This is a genomic window from Rhizobium sp. TH135, assembly GCF_002855515.1.
In the GTDB taxonomy this organism is placed as follows: domain Bacteria; phylum Pseudomonadota; class Alphaproteobacteria; order Rhizobiales; family Rhizobiaceae; genus Allorhizobium.
The window spans coordinates 535,887-553,930 of record NZ_PKRP01000002.1; the positions used below are offsets into that span (position 1 = coordinate 535,887).

18 protein-coding genes are annotated in these 18,044 nt (G+C 63.9%); 15 read left to right on the forward strand and 3 right to left on the reverse strand.

Annotation, left to right across the window (positions count from 1 at the left end):
- The first annotated feature begins 72 nt into the window (after positions 1-72).
- From chrA to C0V73_RS07585, 9 genes are all read left to right on the forward strand, one after another.
- Positions 73-1,428 (forward strand): chromate efflux transporter, encoded by a 1,356-nt coding sequence (chrA, locus tag C0V73_RS07540; protein ID WP_102019373.1) that lies wholly within the window; start codon positions 73-75, stop codon positions 1,426-1,428.
- Positions 1,429-1,536: 108 nt separating this feature from the next.
- Positions 1,537-2,385 (forward strand): TIGR01459 family HAD-type hydrolase, encoded by an 849-nt coding sequence (locus tag C0V73_RS07545; protein ID WP_102019636.1) that lies wholly within the window; start codon positions 1,537-1,539, stop codon positions 2,383-2,385.
- A 13-nt stretch (positions 2,386-2,398) separates the two neighbouring features.
- The gene (locus C0V73_RS07550) at positions 2,399-3,379 is read left to right on the forward strand and encodes a bifunctional riboflavin kinase/FAD synthetase (RefSeq protein ID WP_102019374.1); all 981 of its coding nucleotides are present in this window, start codon (positions 2,399-2,401) and stop codon (positions 3,377-3,379) included.
- Positions 3,380-3,491: 112 nt separating this feature from the next.
- Positions 3,492-3,920, forward strand: coding sequence for a YeeE/YedE family protein (locus C0V73_RS07555; protein WP_245407907.1), 429 nt, complete (start codon positions 3,492-3,494; stop codon positions 3,918-3,920).
- Positions 3,920-4,363, forward strand: coding sequence for a DUF6691 family protein (locus C0V73_RS07560; RefSeq protein ID WP_102019375.1), 444 nt, complete (start codon positions 3,920-3,922; stop codon positions 4,361-4,363). Before C0V73_RS07555 ends, C0V73_RS07560 begins: the two co-directional genes overlap by 1 nt.
- A 98-nt stretch (positions 4,364-4,461) precedes the next feature.
- On the forward strand, positions 4,462-4,701 hold the full coding sequence (locus C0V73_RS07565) for a BrnA antitoxin family protein (protein WP_006726600.1): 240 nt from the start codon (positions 4,462-4,464) through the stop codon (positions 4,699-4,701).
- A gap of 249 nt (positions 4,702-4,950) precedes the next feature.
- Positions 4,951-7,917 (forward strand): isoleucine--tRNA ligase, encoded by a 2,967-nt coding sequence (gene ileS, locus C0V73_RS07575; RefSeq protein WP_102019377.1) that lies wholly within the window; start codon positions 4,951-4,953, stop codon positions 7,915-7,917.
- 136 nt (positions 7,918-8,053) lie between these two features.
- Positions 8,054-8,686 carry a hypothetical protein gene (locus tag C0V73_RS07580; RefSeq protein WP_102019378.1) on the forward strand — a complete coding sequence of 211 codons (633 nt, stop codon included), beginning with the start codon at positions 8,054-8,056 and terminating at the stop codon, positions 8,684-8,686.
- Between the two features lie 68 nt (positions 8,687-8,754).
- The gene (locus C0V73_RS07585; protein WP_102019379.1) at positions 8,755-9,237 is read left to right on the forward strand and encodes a GNAT family N-acetyltransferase; all 483 of its coding nucleotides are present in this window, start codon (positions 8,755-8,757) and stop codon (positions 9,235-9,237) included.
- Positions 9,238-9,258: 21 nt separating this feature from the next.
- Here C0V73_RS07585 and C0V73_RS07590 read toward each other — a convergent pair whose 3' ends face one another.
- Both C0V73_RS07590 and C0V73_RS07595 read right to left on the reverse strand, forming a co-directional pair.
- A complete protein-coding gene (locus C0V73_RS07590) occupies positions 9,259-9,579 on the reverse strand; it encodes a hypothetical protein (RefSeq protein WP_102019380.1) in 321 nt (106 codons plus the stop codon).
- The gene (locus C0V73_RS07595; protein ID WP_102019381.1) at positions 9,579-10,031 is read right to left on the reverse strand and encodes a nucleoside deaminase; all 453 of its coding nucleotides are present in this window, start codon (positions 10,029-10,031) and stop codon (positions 9,579-9,581) included. The genes C0V73_RS07590 and C0V73_RS07595 overlap by 1 nt, the downstream gene beginning before the upstream one ends.
- A gap of 69 nt (positions 10,032-10,100) precedes the next feature.
- Here C0V73_RS07595 and C0V73_RS07600 point away from each other — a divergent pair, with 69 nt between their 5' ends.
- The 3 genes from C0V73_RS07600 to C0V73_RS07610 are packed head-to-tail and all read left to right on the forward strand — an operon-like array spanning position 10,101 to position 13,591.
- The gene (locus tag C0V73_RS07600) at positions 10,101-12,122 is read left to right on the forward strand and encodes a pseudouridine synthase (RefSeq protein ID WP_102019382.1); all 2,022 of its coding nucleotides are present in this window, start codon (positions 10,101-10,103) and stop codon (positions 12,120-12,122) included.
- A gap of 6 nt (positions 12,123-12,128) precedes the next feature.
- The gene (rsmD, locus tag C0V73_RS07605) at positions 12,129-12,689 is read left to right on the forward strand and encodes a 16S rRNA (guanine(966)-N(2))-methyltransferase RsmD (RefSeq protein ID WP_102019383.1); all 561 of its coding nucleotides are present in this window, start codon (positions 12,129-12,131) and stop codon (positions 12,687-12,689) included.
- Between the two features lie 26 nt (positions 12,690-12,715).
- A complete protein-coding gene (locus C0V73_RS07610) occupies positions 12,716-13,591 on the forward strand; it encodes a patatin-like phospholipase family protein (protein ID WP_102019384.1) in 876 nt (291 codons plus the stop codon).
- A gap of 3 nt (positions 13,592-13,594) precedes the next feature.
- On the opposite strand, the gene C0V73_RS07615 is transcribed toward C0V73_RS07610, so the two are convergent.
- Positions 13,595-15,403 (reverse strand): monovalent cation:proton antiporter-2 (CPA2) family protein, encoded by a 1,809-nt coding sequence (locus C0V73_RS07615; RefSeq protein WP_102019385.1) that lies wholly within the window; start codon positions 15,401-15,403, stop codon positions 13,595-13,597.
- A 135-nt stretch (positions 15,404-15,538) separates the two neighbouring features.
- Between C0V73_RS07615 and C0V73_RS07620 the strand changes: the two genes are divergently transcribed.
- The 3 genes from C0V73_RS07620 (at position 15,539) to C0V73_RS07630 (ending at position 18,001) form a co-directional block, all read left to right on the forward strand.
- On the forward strand, positions 15,539-16,885 hold the full coding sequence (locus tag C0V73_RS07620; protein WP_102019386.1) for a TldD/PmbA family protein: 1,347 nt from the start codon (positions 15,539-15,541) through the stop codon (positions 16,883-16,885).
- Positions 16,872-17,702, forward strand: a complete 831-nt coding sequence (locus C0V73_RS07625) for a 3'(2'),5'-bisphosphate nucleotidase CysQ (RefSeq protein ID WP_245407908.1) — start codon at positions 16,872-16,874, stop codon at positions 17,700-17,702. The genes C0V73_RS07620 and C0V73_RS07625 overlap by 14 nt, the downstream gene beginning before the upstream one ends.
- A gap of 62 nt (positions 17,703-17,764) precedes the next feature.
- Positions 17,765-18,001 (forward strand): DUF4170 domain-containing protein, encoded by a 237-nt coding sequence (locus tag C0V73_RS07630; protein WP_102019387.1) that lies wholly within the window; start codon positions 17,765-17,767, stop codon positions 17,999-18,001.
- Positions 18,002-18,044: the final 43 nt, after the last annotated feature.

Genomic DNA, 18,044 nt, shown 5'->3' on the forward strand with positions numbered 1-18,044 from the left:
AGTGCCAGCGAGGCTGAGATAAGAACAGCCTGCGGACGAGTCAAGCGCGCTCGTGAAAAAAGGGACTGCTGCATGCCGGCGAAATCCACCGACATCCACGCAACCGAAGCCTCTATCGATGCCTCCGTTTCACCGACATTTCCCGAACTCGTCTCCGCCTTCGCCCGCATCGGCCTGATGTCCTTCGGCGGCCCGGCGGCGCAGATCGCGCTGATGCACAAGATCTGCGTCGAGGAAAAGCGCTGGATCAATGAGGATCGCTATCTTCACGCCCTGAACTACTGCATGCTCCTGCCGGGCCCCGAAGCTCAGCAGCTCGCCACCTATATCGGCTGGTTGCTGCATGGCGTGCGCGGCGGCATCGTCGCCGGCCTGCTCTTCGTCCTCCCAGGGCTGGCGGTCATCCTCGGTCTTTCCACGCTCTATGCGCTCTATCAGGACACGGGTCTCGTCGCCGGTCTCTTCTTCGGGCTCAAGGCTGCCGTGCTTGCCGTCGTCGTCGAAGCCGTCATCCGCATCGGCAAGCGGGCCCTGAAGACCGGGTTCCATCGGGGCTTGGCTGCCGCGGCCTTCATCTCTCTGTTCTTCTTCTCCCTGCCATTCCCGCTCGTCGTGCTTGCCGCTGCCGCAATTGGTCTTGTCCATGCCCGGGGCGTTCCGTCGGCGGCTGGCGAGATTGTGGAAGAGGTAAGCGCGCGGCCACCCCTCCTGCGCCAGCTTGCGGCACTTCTGTTCTGGATCGGCGTCTGGCTCGCACCATTGCCAATCCTGTGGCTGACCCTTCCCGAAACGGCGCTTCCCGAGGTCCAGACATTCTTCTCGAAGATGGCGCTCGTCACCTTCGGCGGCGCGTATGCGGTGCTTGCCTATGTCGCCCAGGTGGCTGTCGATCATTATGCGTGGCTGAAACCCGGCGAGATGCTCGATGGTCTCGCACTTGCCGAGACGACGCCGGGACCGCTGGTTCTCGTCCTCTCCTATGTCGGCTTCCTGGCTGGCTTCCGTCAGAGCGGGGCGCTCGATCCGCTCGTCGGCGGCCTGCTCGGTGGTCTCATTGCCGCCTGGGCTACCTTTATCCCGAGCTTCATCTGGATCTTCGCCGGTGCCCCTTATATCGAGCGGCTGCGCGGCAACCGACTGCTGAGTGCCGCCCTTTCAGCGATCACCGCCGCGGTGGTCGGCGTCATCCTCAATCTCGCCGTCTGGTTCGCGCTGCATGTCGTCTTTACCCGGGTGGAGCCGGTCGATCTGGTCAATCTTGGACCGCTGACACTCTCCGTTCCGCAGCCGGTCTGGTCCTCGCTCGACTGGCAGGCCCTGGTCATCGCCGTCATCTCGGCCGTCATGATCTTCCGCTTCCATCTCGGCATCGGCAAGACGCTGCTCATATCAGGAGCACTCGGGCTGGCGGCCCGTTTCCTTCTCTGACGCTGAAGGCAACGGCTGCCATTTTCGGGCGTCGCGACGCTTGCCCCTTGCCTTGCCGCCCGTCCTTTGCCATGTCACCGGACACACATTCAGCAGTCAGGACAGATGATGACCCGCAGCATTACCACCCTCGGCGACGTGACCGACGCTTACGACGTCATTCTCTGCGACGTCTGGGGCGTATTGCACAACGGCATCGACGCCTTCCCACTCGCCGGCGAAGCCCTGACGGCCGCCCGCGAAAAGGGGCTCACGGTCGTGCTGATCACCAATTCGCCGCGGCCTGCCATCGGCGTCATCCCGCAGCTGCGCGCCATCGGCGTTCCCGACACGGCCTATGACCGTATCGTCACCTCGGGCGATGTCACCCGCACCCTGATCGCCGCCGGCCCGAAGAAGGTCTACTTGCTCGGCCCTGAGCGCGACCTCCCGCTCTTCGACGGTCTCGACGTCGAGGTGGTGTCGAAGGAAGAGGCCGATTGCGTCGTCTGCACCGGCTTCTTCGATGACGAGGTGGAGACGCCGGAAGACTACCGCGACCTGCTGACAGACTTCGTCGCCCGCAAGGTCCCCCTGATCTGCGCCAACCCTGATCTGGTCGTCGAGCGCGGCCATCGTATCATCCCCTGCGCCGGCGCCGTTGCCGCCTTCTACACCGCACTCGGTGGCGAGACCCGCATTGCCGGCAAGCCGCACTCGCCAATCTATGAGGCGACGCTGGCGGCCGCTCGCGAAGCCCGGGGCGAATTCGATAAGTCCCGCGTGCTCGCCATCGGCGACGGCATGCCGACCGACGTCAAGGGTGCCGTCGATGCCGGCCTCGATCTGCTCTACATCTCGGGCGGCATCCACGCCGCCGACTACGCGACGAACAACGTAACTGATGAGGCGCGGCTCAAGCTCTTCCTCGACCGCGAGAAGGTCGCGCCGCAATTCTGGATGCACAGGCTGGCATGAGGCGGGACCTGCGATGACCGTCTTTCACCGCAACGAGAAGAAAGAACCACTGCCGGCTGCCTTGCGCGGCGGCGTGGTGGCGATCGGCAATTTCGATGGCGTGCATCGCGGCCACCAGGCCGTGCTCAAGCGCGCGCTGGAGCGGGCCGAAACGCTCGGTGTGCCCGCTCTGGTGCTGACATTCGAACCGCATCCGCGCACCGTCTTCAATCCCGACAAGCCGGTCTTCCGCCTGACGCCGCCGTCCTTGCGCGCGCGCATTCTCGAAGCCATGGGCTTCCATTCGGTGATCGAATATCCCTTCGACCGCGAATTCTCGCAGCGCTCCGCCGAGGATTTCGTCCAGTCGATCCTTGGTGACTGGCTGGGTGCCCGCGAAGTCGTGACCGGTTTTGACTTCCACTTCGGCAAGGGCAGGGAAGGCGGTCCCGCCTATCTCATGCAGGCCGGCAGCCGCCACGGCTTCGGCGTCAGCCTCGTCGATGCCTTCCGCGACGAGGGGGCCGAGGTCATCTCCTCGAGCCGCATCCGCGGCTTGATCGCCGAGGGTGACGTCGCTCAGGCGGCCGGTCTGCTCGGCTATCGCTATACGGTTGAAGCAGAGATCATGAAGGGCCAGCAGGTTGGCCGCACCCTAGGTTTCCCAACTGCCAACATGCATCTGCCGCCGGAAGCGACGCTCAAGCCCGGCATCTACGCCGTCCGCTTCCGCCGGCCCGATGGCATCATCCGCGACGGTGTCGCGAGCTTCGGCTATCGCCCGACCGTCACCAGCAATGGCGATCCCTGGCTCGAAACCTTCGTCTTCGATTTCTCCGGCGATCTCTACGGCGAGGTCTGTTCCGTCTCGCTCTTCGGTTTTCTGCGCGACGAGTGGAAGTTCGACGGGCTGGATCCGCTCGTCGCCCAGATCCACAAGGATGCGGAGGAGGCGAGGGCGCTGCTCGCGGGCGTGTCACCCCTCGGCCCGTTGGACACGGCCATCGCCTTCTGAGCAAGGTCACAAGCGTTTTCGGCGATGTGAGTTGCCGATCCACTCAGCGTCACATATGCATGGCCATATGTAAGATAGGCCCGTGATCCGACGGGCGAAGCTGGAGACCGCCTTGACCGAATTCACCCCCCTGATGTCGTTTGCCGGAGGCCTGCTGATCGGGCTCTCGGCGCTGCTCCTGATGCTGACCTGGGGCAGGATTGCCGGCATGACCGCGATCATCGGTGGCATCCTGCCGCCGCTCGGCTCGGACTGGTCCTGGAAAACAGCCTTCCTCGCCGGCGCGATCCTTGCACCGCTTGCGCTTTCGCTCGGTGGCTACGAGGTCGACTACGCGGTTCCTGTGTCCACCACAGCTCTCATTGTCGGCGGCCTGATCGCCGGCATCGGCGTCACCTTCGGCTCCGGTTGCACCTCCGGCCACGGCATCTGCGGCATGGCCCGCCTCTCGCGCCGCTCGATTGCGGCCACCGCCACCTTCATGGCCTTCGCCATCCTCACCGTGTTTCTCACCCGTCACGTCTTCGAGGTCGCGATCTGATGCGCTTCCTCATCGTTTTCCTGATCGGTGCCCTCTTTGGAACCGGCATCGCCCTGTCCGGCATGGCGAACCCCGCCAAGGTCCTAAACTTCTTCGACCTCGCCGGCAGTTTCGATCCGAGCCTCGCCTTCGTCATGGCCGGTGCGCTCGCGGTGGCCGCCCCCGGCTACGCCTTGCTTTTCCGGATGCGCGACAAGCCGCTCTTCGACCAGAGCTTCCGACTGCCCAAAGCGAACACCATTGATGCGAAGCTGGTTGGCGGCTCGGCCGTCTTCGGCATTGGCTGGGGCATTGCCGGCTTCTGCCCCGGCGCCTCGATCCCCGCACTCGGCCTCGGCCACCCTTCGGCAGCCATCTTTGTGGCCGCTCTGCTCGTCGGCATTCTGATCGCCCGAAGGCTCGGCAAGGCGGATTTCTTCGCCGACCTTTCACGTTCCGGCTGAGCAATGCCCGGTGGCCACGCCATCACCGCTTGACGCCTCGGCCGCATTCAGACCTAGTGCGGCCCATCCAATCTCGATACAGCCCGAAAGGCACCCCCATGGCCATGACGCCACGCAGACCCGTAAACCCGAAGGATGCCGCCGAGGCGCTGTTCAAGCCCGTGAAGAAGCCGGCAGCCCCGGTGGTCGAGCGCCGCGCGGCACCCGACGTCAAGGAACTCGTTTCCATCAAGCTCGACAGCGCCGTCCTCGCCCATTTCCAGAAGGACGGCCCCGGCTGGCAGGACCGCATCAACGACGCCCTCCGCGCGGTCGTCGAGGCTGACGGCGGCGAGTGAAAGCGGTCATGCGACAACCCATCTTGCCCCTTCCTTTTGGCGCGAAAAACCCCTAAAGAACGCGGCCATGACGTATCTTTCGGCGGCCCGGATCATTCGAATTATTGGCCCGGCCCTCCCGGCGGCTTGAAGAGCTGCGGGAAGGTCCGGGTTTTTGGCGTTGGGTCTGAAAGCCTTAGCGCCCGCTTGCCGCCAATCCATGACATAGTTCCGCGACCGCTTGAGGTCGCCCCATTCGATGGCTGATCCATGACCGATACCCCTGAAAAGATCGACTACTCCAAGACCCTCTATCTGCCCGAGACCGAATTCCCGATGCGCGCCGGCCTTCCTCAGAAGGAGCCGGAAATGGCCGCGAAGTGGAAGCAGATGGGCCTTTACAAGAAGCTCCGCGCCTCGGCCGCCGGCCGGGAGAAATTCGTCCTGCATGACGGCCCGCCCTATGCCAACGGCAACATCCATATCGGCCATGCGCTGAACAAGGTGCTGAAGGACGTCATCACCCGCTCCTTCCAGATGCGTGGTTTCGATAGCAACTACGTGCCCGGCTGGGATTGCCACGGTCTGCCGATCGAATGGAAGATCGAGGAAAAGTATCGCGAGAAGGGCAAGGACAAGAACGAGGTCCCGGTCAACGAATTCCGCAAGGAATGCCGCGAGTTCGCGCAGGGCTGGATCAACATCCAGTCGGACGAGTTCCGCCGTCTCGGCATCGAGGGCGATTTCGACAATCCCTACACCACCATGGCCTTCCACTCGGAAGCCCGCATCGCCGGCGAACTCCTGAAGATCGCCATGTCCGGCCAGCTCTATCGCGGATCGAAGCCGATCATGTGGTCGGTCGTCGAGCGCACGGCGCTGGCTGAGGCCGAGGTGGAATATGCCGAGGTCGAGAGCGACACCATCTGGGTGAAGTTCCCGGTAGTGCGCGCGGATCTAGTCGCTTTCGTAGATGACGAAACCATCGACCAAGAGTTGGCGGCTGTCACTGATCGTGAAAATGAACTGAAGACCGCCTCCGTCGTCATCTGGACCACCACCCCTTGGACCATCCCGGGCAACCGCGCGATCTCCTACTCCTCGAAGATCGAGTACGGTCTCTATGAGATCACCGATGCCACCAACGATTTTGGCCCGCAGCCGGGTGAGAAGCTGATTTTCGCCAAGCGCCTCGCCGAAGACGCTGCGACCAAGGCTAAGGTGACCTTTAAGCTGGTATGCGATGTGACCGCTGCCGACCTCGGCGCGATCACCTGCGCCCATCCGCTGGCCGACCTCGGCTACAACTTCGCCGTTCCGATGCTCGATGGCGACCACGTTACCGATGACGCCGGTACTGGCTTCGTCCACACGGCTCCGTCGCATGGCCGCGAAGACTTTGAAGCCTGGATGGCCAATGTCCGTGCGCTCGAAGCCCGCGGCATCGACGTGAAGATCCCGTTCCCGGTCGATGACGCCGGCTTCTACACCGAGGACGCCCCCGGCTTCGGCCCGTCCGCCGAAGGCGGTGCTGCCCGCGTGCTCGACGACAACGGCAAGAAGGGCGACGCCAACAAGCGGGTCATGGATGCGCTGATCAAGGCGAACAACCTCTTCGCCCGTGGCCGGATCAAGCACGAATACCCGCATTCCTGGCGATCTAAGAAGCCGGTCATCTTCCGCAACACGCCGCAGTGGTTCGTCTACATGGACAAGGACTTGGCCGACGGCACGACGCTGCGCACCCGTGCGCTCTCCGCCATCGACCAGACCCGCTTCGTGCCATCAGGTGGCCAGAACCGCCTGCGCGCCATGATCGAACAGCGCCCGGACTGGGTCCTCTCCCGCCAGCGCGCCTGGGGCGTCCCGATCTGCGTCTTCGCCGATGCCGAAGGCAATGTTCTGCAGGATGAAAAGGTCAATGCCCGCATCCTCGAAGCCTTCGAAGTCGAAGGCGCCGATGCCTGGTTCGCCGAAGGTGCGAAGGAACGTTTCCTGGCCGGCGAGCATGATGGCGACAAGTGGCAGATGGTCACCGACATCCTCGACGTCTGGTTCGACTCTGGCTCGACCCACACCTTCACGCTCGAAGACCGCCCGGACCTGAAATGGCCGGCCGATGTCTATCTTGAAGGCTCCGACCAGCATCGCGGCTGGTTCCATTCGTCGCTGCTCGAAAGCTGCGCCACCCGTGGCCGTGCGCCCTACAACGCTGTCGTCACCCACGGGTTCACGATGGCGGAAGACGGCCGCAAGATGTCGAAGTCGCTCGGCAACACGGTGACGCCGCAGGATGTGATGAAGGAATCCGGCGCCGATATCCTGCGTCTCTGGGTCATGAACACCGACTACTGGGAAGACCAGCGCCTCGGCAAGACGATCATCCAGACCAACATCGACAGCTACCGCAAGATCCGCAACACTGTGCGCTGGATGCTCGGCACGCTCGCCCATGACCATGGCGACGAGATCGCCTATGCCGATCTTCCGGAACTCGAAAAGCTGATGCTGCATCGCTTGTCCGAGCTCGATCAGATCGTCCGCAAGGGCTATGACGAGTTCGACTTCAAGCGCATCGTCCGTGCTTTGTCGGACTTCGCCAATGTCGAGCTCTCGGCCTTCTATTTCGACATCCGCAAGGACACGCTCTATTGCGACGCCCCGTCGAGCCTGAAGCGCCGCTCGGCCCTCTTCGTCATCCGCAAGCTCTTCGACTGCCTGGTCCTGTGGTTTGCCCCGATGATGCCGTTCACGACGGAAGAGGCGTGGCTCTCGCGCGATCCGAACGCCGAGTCGGTCCATCTCGAACAGTTCCCGACGGTGCCGGGCGACTGGTCGAACGAGGCGGTTGCCGAAAAGTGGAAGGGCGTTCGCGCCGTCCGCCGCGCCGTCACCGGTGCCTTGGAAATCGAGCGCAAGGAAAAGCGCATCGGCTCCTCGCTGGAAGCAGCCCCGGTCGTCCATGTCGCGGATGCAGAGCTCCTGAAGGCTCTCGACGGTCTCGATTTCGCGGAGATCTGCATCACCTCGGATATCCAGGTTGTCGCAGGCGAAGGCCCTGATGAAGCCTTCCGTCTCGATGATGGCACCAAGGTCGCCGTAGAGCCGAAGCTCGCCGAAGGCACGAAGTGCGCCCGCTCCTGGAAGATCACCCGGGACGTCGGCTCCGATCCCGAATACCCCGATGTTTCGGCCCGCGACGCCCAGGCGCTGCGCGAGCTTGCAGCACTCGGATAAGGAAATGTGACCGGATGATTTGCGCTTTCGTGGGTCATCCGGTAAAACTGCCTGAAATTGGCCGAAATCGACCGGCAGGGCTGGTCGCTAGCATTCGGCATGACTGATGTAACTGCGGCGAGGCTGGTAGGCATTCATGAATTCGGCATATTTGTTCAGAGTTGGCCTCGGTGTGGTTGGTCTTTTCGGCGTGACCGCTGGCCTGTCTGGCTGCGTCGGCAGCCCGACCTATGGCACCGACAAGACGGCGATGGAGCAGTTGGTGGACGATGTCGGCTCGGCCGTATCGATCGCCCCGCGCGAGCCTGCCAACAAGGGCACGAAGTACAATCCACGTCCTGACCTCGTGCTTCCCCCGGGCGGCACACAGACCGCAGCGCTCGTCGCGCCGCAGGCATCCGTCGCCAGCCGCGAAAACAATCCGGAATGGGTGGAATCGCCGGAAGAGGCGCGCGAACGTCTTGTGGCCGAAGCTGACGCTAACGCCGACAACCCGCGTTATCGTTCGCCGCTGCTCGCCGGTTACGGCACGGCCGGCACGATGACCGAGACGCAGAAGTGGCAGGCCTTCCGCGATGCCCGCGCGCTGCAGAAGGGCGCTTATCTCGACCAGCGCCGTCTTCTCTCCGATCCGCCGACCGAATATCGCCAGACCCAGGACGTGGCGCTGACCGATCTCGGTGAACCGGAACAGAAGAAGGAAAAGCGCCGCAAGAAGGAAGCCAAGGCTGCCCAGCAGAACAGCTCCTGGTGGATGCCCTTCCAATAAGCGTATTCCGATTTCAAATTTTCCAGGGCAGGGCGGAAACGACCTGCCCTTTTGCTTGAGGTGTTCCCATGTCCTTCGCCATCCGCCCTGCAACGCCTGAAGACGCCGTCACCATTCTCGGCTTCATCACCGAGCTGGCCGTCTATGAAAAGGCCGGTCATGAGGTGGAGGCGACCGAGGAGACGATCCGCGCGTCGATCTTCGGCGAAGGTTCAGTCACCGAGGCGGTGATCCTGGAAAGCGATGGTCGACCGGCAGGCTTTGCCGTCTGGTTCTACAGCTATTCCACCTGGCAGGCGAAGAACGGTCTTTATCTCGAGGATCTCTATGTCTCGCCGGACTATCGCGGCACGGGTGCCGGCAAGATGCTTCTGAAGCATCTCGCGGGCATTGCCGTCGAAAAGGGCTGTGGCCGTTTCGAGTGGAGCGTGCTCGACTGGAACGAGCCTGCGATCCGCGTCTATGATGCCATCGGTGCCGAGCCGCAGTCCGAATGGATCCGCTACCGCATGACCGGCCAGGCGCTCAGGGATTTTGCCGGGATCGCGTGAGGCTGCCAGGAGCCCGCACTCTCATTCCTCGTTTTCGACCGTGCGCGCCACCAGCGCCATATGCAGTGCCTGTAAGGCAGGCGCTATGAAGGAGATCCAGAGCAGAGCCATGTCACGCTCGGCATGGTCATGGCGCGAAAACACGAAGATCAGGGCGATCAGCGTGAGCATCAGGACCGGGGTCGCGGCAATCGCAACCAGCCGCGGTGCCCGCCAGTTGACGGTACCGTTGGCGGACCATTGCATCGGCAGGCGATCGGTATGCGGCGCCACATGGCGATAGGCCCAGACCGCGATGGCGACCATGCCGGCGACAGACGCGATGAGCGCAACGAAGATCATCAGTCTCTCCTTTCCTGGAAGAAGCCCCGAAGCATCTCGGCAGCTTCGCTTTCGCGAATGCCGGAATAGACTTCCGGAACGTGGTGGCAGGTCGGCTGGTGGTAAAAACGCACGCCATTCTCGACCGCGCCGCCTTTCACATCCCCGGCAGCATAATAGAGTCGCCGGATCCGGGCAAAGGAGATTGCCGCAGCGCACATCGTGCAGGGCTCGAGGGTGACATAAAGGTCGGCGTCGATAAGCCGTTCGTCACCCAGGGTAGCTGCCGCCCGCCGGATGGCAAGGATCTCGGCATGGGCCGTGACGTCGTTCCGCGCCCGCGTCTCGTTGCCAGCGCGCCCGAGGATCTCGCCGTCATGCACGACCACGGCGCCAATCGGAACCTCGCCGCGCTCGCCGGCGGCGCGAGCCTCCTCAAAGGCCGCTTCCATGAAGCCGTTTGTCTTCCCCATGCACGAACTTTCCACTTAACCAGAGCCGCGCGCTCTGATACGACAGCCCAAACGACAGGCAAACAGCAAATGACATTCAAAGACAAGTCCAGGCGTCCGGGGGGCAAGCCCTCCGACCGCAGCGGCAAGCCGCAAACCAGAAAGCCGTCCGCAGCCTCCGCAGACAAGCCCGCCCGCGCCCCGCGCGCCGAGGCGCCGGCTGGCGACGACACGATGAAGCCCGAACGCATCTCGAAGCTCCTCGCCCGCGCTGGCGTTGCATCGCGTCGCGATATCGAGCGCATGATCATGGAAGGCCGCGTGGCCGTGAACGGCAAGGTGCTTGAAACACCGGTCCTGAACGCGACCCTGGCCGACAAGATCGAGGTCGATGGTCAGCCGATCCGCGGCATCGAACGCACCCGCCTCTGGCTCTACCACAAGCCGGCCGGCCTGGTGACGACCAATTCCGATCCGGAAGGTCGTCCGACGGTGTTCGAGAACCTGCCGGAAGACCTGCCGCGCGTCATGTCCATCGGCCGCCTCGACATCAATACTGAAGGCCTGCTGCTGGTCACCAATGACGGTGGCCTCGCCCGCGTTCTGGAACTGCCGACCACCGGCTGGCTGCGCCGCTACCGCGTGCGCGCCTATGGCGATGTCGATCAGCCGGCACTCGATGCTCTGAAGGAAGGCATTGCCGTCGACGGCGTGCTCTACGGCGCGATCGATGCGACGCTCGACCGCAAGCAGGGCCACAATGTCTGGATCACCATGGGTCTGCGCGAAGGCAAAAACCGCGAGATCAAGAACGTGCTCGGCGCGCTCGGTCTCGAGGTCAACCGCCTGATCCGCATCTCCTATGGCCCGTTCCAGCTCGGCGATCTGCCGGAAGGTCAGGTGCTCGAAGTCCGCGGCCGCATGCTGCGCGATCAGCTCGGCCCCCGCCTGATTGAGGAATCCAAGGCAAACTTCGACGCGCCGATCTACGCCCATGGCGTGGAGACGGACGAAGAGGACGCGCCTGCCGCACCTGCCAAGAAGCCCGGCCGCGAGCCGAAGGCCGACTGGGGTCGTGACGAGCGCCCGGCAGACAAGAAGCGCGCCGCGCCGAAGGACTGGGCCGACAAGGGCGACAAGCGCGAGCGCGCGCTTGGACGTCTCGACACCCGCCGCGACGACGGCAAGCCTGGCGACAAGTTTGGCGATAAGCCGAAGCGCCCCGTGACCAACACCAAGGGCCGGACCGCAAACGTCTGGATGGCGCCCGGCGCCCGCCCGCTCGGTGAAAAGGCTGCCGCTGCCGCTGCCCGTCGCAAGCCCGATCCGCGTGGCGCAAAGCCCGCAGAGCGCTTCGACGACCGTCCGACATCGACCGTTCAGATTACCCGCGCCCGTGACGAAGAGGGTGATTGGATCCGCGCCGACGGCCCGGACCAGAAGCCCGGCGGTCGCGATGGCGGCCGTGGCGAAAAGCGCGGTGGCTTCGGCGACCGTCCCGCCCGTCGCGACGGTGACGACCGCGCCCCGCGCCGCGAAGGAACGGATCGCGGCCCTCGCCGTGATTTCGGCGACCGTGCAGAACGCGCACCGCGCCGGGAAGGCGACGACCGCGCGCCGCGTCGTGAAGGTGCAGACCGCGGCCCGCGCAAGGACTTCGGCGACCGCGGCCCCCGCAAGGATTTTGGTGATCGCGGTCCTCGCAAACCTTTCGGCGACAAGCCGGATCGTCCGCGCACGGAACGGTTCACGCCGGATCGCGCCCGCGATGACAGGCCGCGTGATGACCGTCCTCGTGACGCCAGACCCCGTGATGATCGCCCCCGTGATGATCGCCCCCGTGGCGAGCGTCCGGCCGGTGACAGGCCTTTCGGCGACAAACCGCGTGGCGCAAGACCTGCGGGCGACCGTCCATTTGGTGACCGGCCCGCTGGCAAGTCCTTCGGCAAGCCGGCTGGCAGACCGGCTGGCAAGTCGTTTGGCGGCAAGCCTGGTGGCGGCAAAAGCTTCGGCGGCAAGCCGGGCGGACGCCCTGCCGGTGGCCCACGCTCTGGTGGCCCGGGCGGCAAGCCCTCCGGTCCCCGCACGGGCGCGCCCAAGGGCAAGAGGTAAGCCGTCATGCGCATCGTTGGCGGTGAGTTCCGTGGCCGCACGCTGGCCACGCCCAAGTCCAATGACATCCGGCCGACCGTCGACCGGACGCGGGAAAGCCTGTTCAACATCCTCGCGCACGCCCATCCGGGCGTGCTCGATGGCACGCGCATTCTCGACCTCTTCGCCGGCACAGGCGCGGTCGGCATAGAAGCGCTGTCGCGGGGCTGCAAGTCGGCCCTGTTCGTCGAGAACAGCGTCGAGGGCCGTGGCCTGCTCTGGGAAAACATCGATGCCTTCGGCCTGCATGGTCGCGCGCGCATGTTGAGGCGCGACGCCACCGATCTCGGCCCGTCCAACAACATCGAGGCCTTCGAACTGGTCTTTGCCGATCCACCTTATGGCAAGGGTCTCGGCGAAAAGGCGTTGTTGTCTGCCCATCAGGGCGGATGGATCGCGCCGGGCGCCCTCGTCATCCTCGAAGAGCGCGGTGACGTGCAGGTGTCCGTCGATCCGGTTTTCGCCTTCCTGGAAGAGCGCACCTTCGGTGACACGAAAATGTACTTCTTTTCCTATAGGCCAGCCTGATCCCCGAAACGGAGAAAAGCTGGCCCATGGATCTCGTCGCTGAAACCCCGATCCCGTCAACAGCCGTGAAGGCCGATCCAACCATTGGCCTCGCCCTCGGGGCAGGGGGCGCGCGCGGTTTCTCGCATATCGCGGTGCTCGAGGTCTTCGACGAACTGGGCATCAAGCCCGCCCTGATCGCCGGCTCCTCCATGGGCGCGATCCTCGGCGCGGGTTATTCCGCCGGCATGAGCGGCCGCGACATCCGCGACTACACGCTTGAACTCGCCGACAACAGGTCGTTGGTGCTGAACCGCTTCTGGAGCCTGAGGCCGGCCAGCATCCGTGCCCTTGGCGGCTTTCGCTTCGGCCAGTTCAACCTGCCGCGCCTGCTGCGGGCCTTCCTGCCGCCCCAGATCCCCGACACCTTTGCCGACCTGAAACTGCCGCTGACGGTCATTGCCACAGACTATTACGGCCAGTGCGAACTGGTGCGCAGCGAAGGTGATCTCTACGAGGCACTGTCGGCATCTGCCGCCATTCCCGCGCTCTTCGCCCCTGTTACCATCGACGGCCGGCTGATGATCGACGGCGGCATCTTCAATCCGGTGCCCTACGATCACCTGGTCGGCAAGGTCGACATCATGGTCGCCATCGACGTCATCGGCGCGCCGGAGGGAGACGGCTCGCTGGTGCCAAACCGCATCGACAGCCTGTTCGGTGCCTCGCAGCTGATGATGCAGTCGCATATCGCCCTGAAGATGAAGATCTGCCAGCCGGACATCTACATCCGGCCAGAGGTCAACGCCTACAAGGTCCTCGACTTCTTCAAGGCGCGCCAGATCCTCGAAATCTCCGATCGCCTCAAGGACCCGCTGAAGCGGGAGCTTGCCGCACGTATGGAAGATTTCGTCCGCCGCTGAGGATCAGGCGGCGGGGACCTCCTCTTCCGCTACCACGGTCTGGATGGGCTTCTTCGGCTTGATCAGAGGCTCCGGCTTCACCGGCCTTTTGTGCATCAGTTCGCGGCCGGCAAGCATGCCCTCCTGGGCCTGAAGCCTCAGGCGCTCCTCGTCGCGGCGGCGGATGTCCTCGCCGATTTCATAGGCCTCGTCCTCGGTCGCACCCAGCCCTTCGAGCGTCCGGCGGCCGAAGAGCAGACCGGATTCGAGGGTTTCGCGCACTTCGTATTCCACGTCCCGAGCCCGCAGTTCCAGGCTGTGGATGCGGTCATAGGAACGCACGAAAAGCCGCACGTCAGGATATTCTGAGCGAATGAGATCGACGATCTTGTCGGTGATTTCCTTTTTATGGGTGCAGACGGCGACGATTTTTGCCCTCTCGATGCCGGCGGCGCGGAGCATGTCGAGCCGGGTGCCATCGCCGAAATAGATCCGGAAACCGAACGTCGACGCCTGTCTTACGCGGTCGGGACTGTCGTCGAGGATCGTGACATCGCGGCCGCTCGCCAGCAGGATCTGGGCGGCGATCTGTCCGAAGCGGGAGAAGCCTACCATCAGCACGTCGGAGCCAGCACCTTCGAAATCCTCCTCCATCTCCTCCTTCTCGCCCGTCTCCCGCACCAGGAGGCGCTGGCCGATCTTGGCCGTCAGCGGCGTCAGCGCCATGGAGAGCGTCACGATCGAGATCAACAGCGATGACTGCGCGCCGGAAAAGAGGCCAGCGGCTGCGGCGGTGGTGAAGAGGACGAAGCCGAATTCCCCGCCTTGGGGCAGAAGCATGCCGATCCGGATGGCGTCGTTGCGCGACGAGCCCGAGAGGCGGCAGATCGTATAGATGACGAGCGCCTTCACCGCCATCAGCACAGGCACGGCAACGACAATCAGAGCCAGATTGTCGACGATCACCTGCAGCTCCATCGATAGCCCGACCGCGATGAAGAAGAGTGCCAGAAGCAGCCCGCGGAATGGCTCGATATCCGCCTCAAGTTCGTGACGATAGGAGGATTCGGCCAGCATGACACCGGCAAGGAACGCCCCCATGGCCATGGAAAGTCCGGCCACCTGCATCAGGTAGGCGGATCCGAGCACGACGAAGAGGGCGGCTGCGATCATCACCTCGCGCGCGCCCGTCCGTCCGATGATCTGAAACATCGGCGTCAGCAGATAGCGCCCGGCAAGGATCATGCCGATCACGGCAGCCACGGCGATCCCGATTTCGATCAGCGGCGATTGCTGCGCTTCGCCGCCTTGGGAGCTCAGGACCGTGACCATGGCCAGCAGCGGCACGATGGCGAGATCCTGGAAAAGCAGGATGGAGAAGGAACGCTGCCCGTAGCGGCTGTTCATGTCGCCATAGTCTTCGAGCAATTGCAGCGCAAACGCGGTCGATGACAGTGCCAGACCGAAGCCGGCAACCAGCGCGCCGCGCCAGTCGAGCAGACCTGCCGCATAGACCAGCGCCGTCACGACGAGACCTGTCAGCACCACCTGGCTCGTGCCCAGCCCGAAGATGTCGCGGCGCATGTGCCACAGGCGGCTCGGCTTCAGTTCGAGCCCGATGATGAAGAGCAGCAGCACGACCCCGAGTTCTGCCACCGCGAGGATTTCCCCTGACCCGCCGATCAGATGCAGGACGGGGCCGATCACCACGCCGGCGGCCAGATAGCCTAGCACCGTTCCGAGGCCGAGCTTGCGGAAGATCGGCGCTGCAATGACCGCTCCTCCGAGAAGGAGCAGCGGTTGGGCAAACAGGGCTTCGGTTGCGCTGGCCAAGGGTATTCTCCTCGTTTTCCGGGATCGAGCGGACTGGAATGGAACCTATGCCGGGCAAGTGAACGGAAAAGCCCGAACCGCCCTTGATGCCCCATCTCAGGCACAATAAATGGAGCAGGAAGGAAAGGCCAACCCATGCCCAATCAAATCGATTCCGCCAATCTCCTAGAACGCGCCGAACAGCTTGTCGATCTCGCCATAAAGGCGGGTGCGGACAAGGCTGATGCGGTGGTCGTGCGCTCCCGCTCAAAGGGCGTCAGCGTCCGCCTCGGCAAGGTCGAGTCAACAGAGGCTTCCGAGAGCGACGACTTTTCGCTTCGCGTCTTCATCGGCCGCCAGGTGGCGTCGGTGTCGGCCAATCCGGGCTTCGACCTCACGGCGCTTGCCGAGCGCGCAGTCGCCATGGCCAAGGTCTCGCCCGAGGATCCGTTCGCGGGTCTTGCCGACGAGAGCGATCTTGCCCGCGACATCCCTGACCTTCAGCTCTTCGACGATACGGAAGTGTCGAGCGACCAGCTGCGCGAAAGCGCGCTCGCCATGGAAGAGGTGGCCCGTTCGGTAAACGGCGTCAGCAATTCGCTCGGCGCCGGTGCCTCGGCCGGCATGGGTGGCCTCGTGCTTGTGACATCGCACGGCTTTTCCGGCAGCTATGCCGGCTCGCGTTTCTCCCGCTCGGTCGGCGTCATCGCCGGCGAGGGCACCAAGATGGAGCGTGACCACGATTTCGACAGCCGTCTCTATTTCGCCGAGCTCGACAGCCCGGAAGAAATCGGCCGCCGCGCCGCCGAGCGGGCGATCCGCCGCTTGAACCCACGCCAGGTTCCGACGGCATCCAACCTCACCGTCGTCTTCGATCCGCGCGTCGCGCGCGGCTTCGCGGGCACCATCGCCGGGGCCATCAATGGTGCCTCGGTCGCCCGCAAGACCTCCTTCCTGCGCGACAAGATGGGCCAGCAGGTCCTGAAGGCAGGCCTCAACATCACCGATGATCCGCTGAAGGTCCGTGGCTCCTCGTCGCGCCCCTTCGATGGCGAAGGCATCTCCGGCAAGCCGCTGACGATGATCGAGGACGGCGTGCTGAAGCACTGGTTCCTGTCCTCGTCTGCCGCCCGCGAGCTTGGCCTGAAGACCAATGGCCGTGGCGTGCGGGGCGGCACCTCGGTGTCTCCGTCCTCAACCAATCTGGCGCTGGAACCTGGCGACATCTCGCCGGAGGAGCTGATCCGGAGCGTCGGTACCGGCCTCTACATCACCGACATGATCGGCCAGGGCGTTGACATGATCACCGGCGAGTATAGCCGTGGTGCGAGCGGTTTCTGGATCGAAAACGGCGAGCTCACCTACCCGGTGTCGGAGATCACCATCGCATCGAACCTCAAGGACATGTTCATGCGCATCACGGTGGCCAACGATATCGACCGCAAGTTCGGTGTGGCAGCTCCTACGCTCGCCATCGAGGGCATGACCCTTGCCGGGCTCTGATCGACAGACATCGGACGGGCTGCGCTTCGACTGGCAGGCCGACCTCGCGCTGATCACCGATGCAGCCCGGGAAGCTGGCAAGGTGGCGATGGCCCATTTCGGCCAGTCGCCCGAAGTCTGGTGGAAGAACGAGGGCCGCTCGCCGGTCAGCGCCGCCGACTACGCCGCCAACAAGATCCTCGAGGAAATCCTCCGCCACGCCCGACCGAATTATGGCTGGCTGTCGGAAGAGACGGACGACGATCCGGCGCGCCTCTCCTGCGAGACCCTCTTCGTCATCGATCCGATCGATGGCACCCGCGCTTTCCTGGCCGGCAAGGACACCTGGTGCGTCTCGGTTGCTGTCGTCCACAAGGGCAAACCCGTCGCCGGCATCCTCGTTGCCCCCTCGCTCGGGGAGGAGTTCACGGCAACAGCCGATGGCCCCGCCCGCCGCAACGGCCAGGACATCACGGTCTCCACGGCCGGTATCGAAGGCAGCCTGAAGGTCGCCTCCGCCCAGGATATGGTTGCCAGCTTCAGCCCGGTGCTGAGGCCTCGCATCGAACGCGTCGATCATATCCCGTCGCTTGCCTACCGGTTGGCGCTCGTGGCCGACGGGCGCATCGACGCCACGCTGGTCAAGAAGAGCTCGCATGACTGGGACCTGGCGGCGGCCGATCTGATCCTTGCGCGCGCCGGTGGTGCGATCACCGATCTCGACGGACAGGCACTGGTATATAATCGCGAAGATGTGACCCATCCGGTGCTCTGTGCAGCATCGGCGGAGCTTCTTCCGGCATTGCTCAAGAACATCACGCGAATTCCTCGGAGTTGACCTTTGCAGCGAAATCGCGCAGATGAAAGCCGACTGACTGAGAATGAGAAAAGGCCGCAACTATGACGGAAACCAACGAAAACAAGCAGCTTCTCCATCTGGTTTTTGGCGGTGAACTGTCGAACCTCGAAGAGGTCCAGTTCCGCGATCTGAACGCTCTCGACATCGTCGGCATCTTCCCCGACTACGCCAGCGCCCTGGTGGCCTGGAAGGCGAAGGCTCAGGCGACGGTCGACAACGCGCATATGCGCTATTTCATCGTTCACATGCACCGAATGCTGAACCCTTCGGACAAGTAAGCCGAAGGCCGGCGGTTTTCCAAAGACCGCCCGGACGACCCGC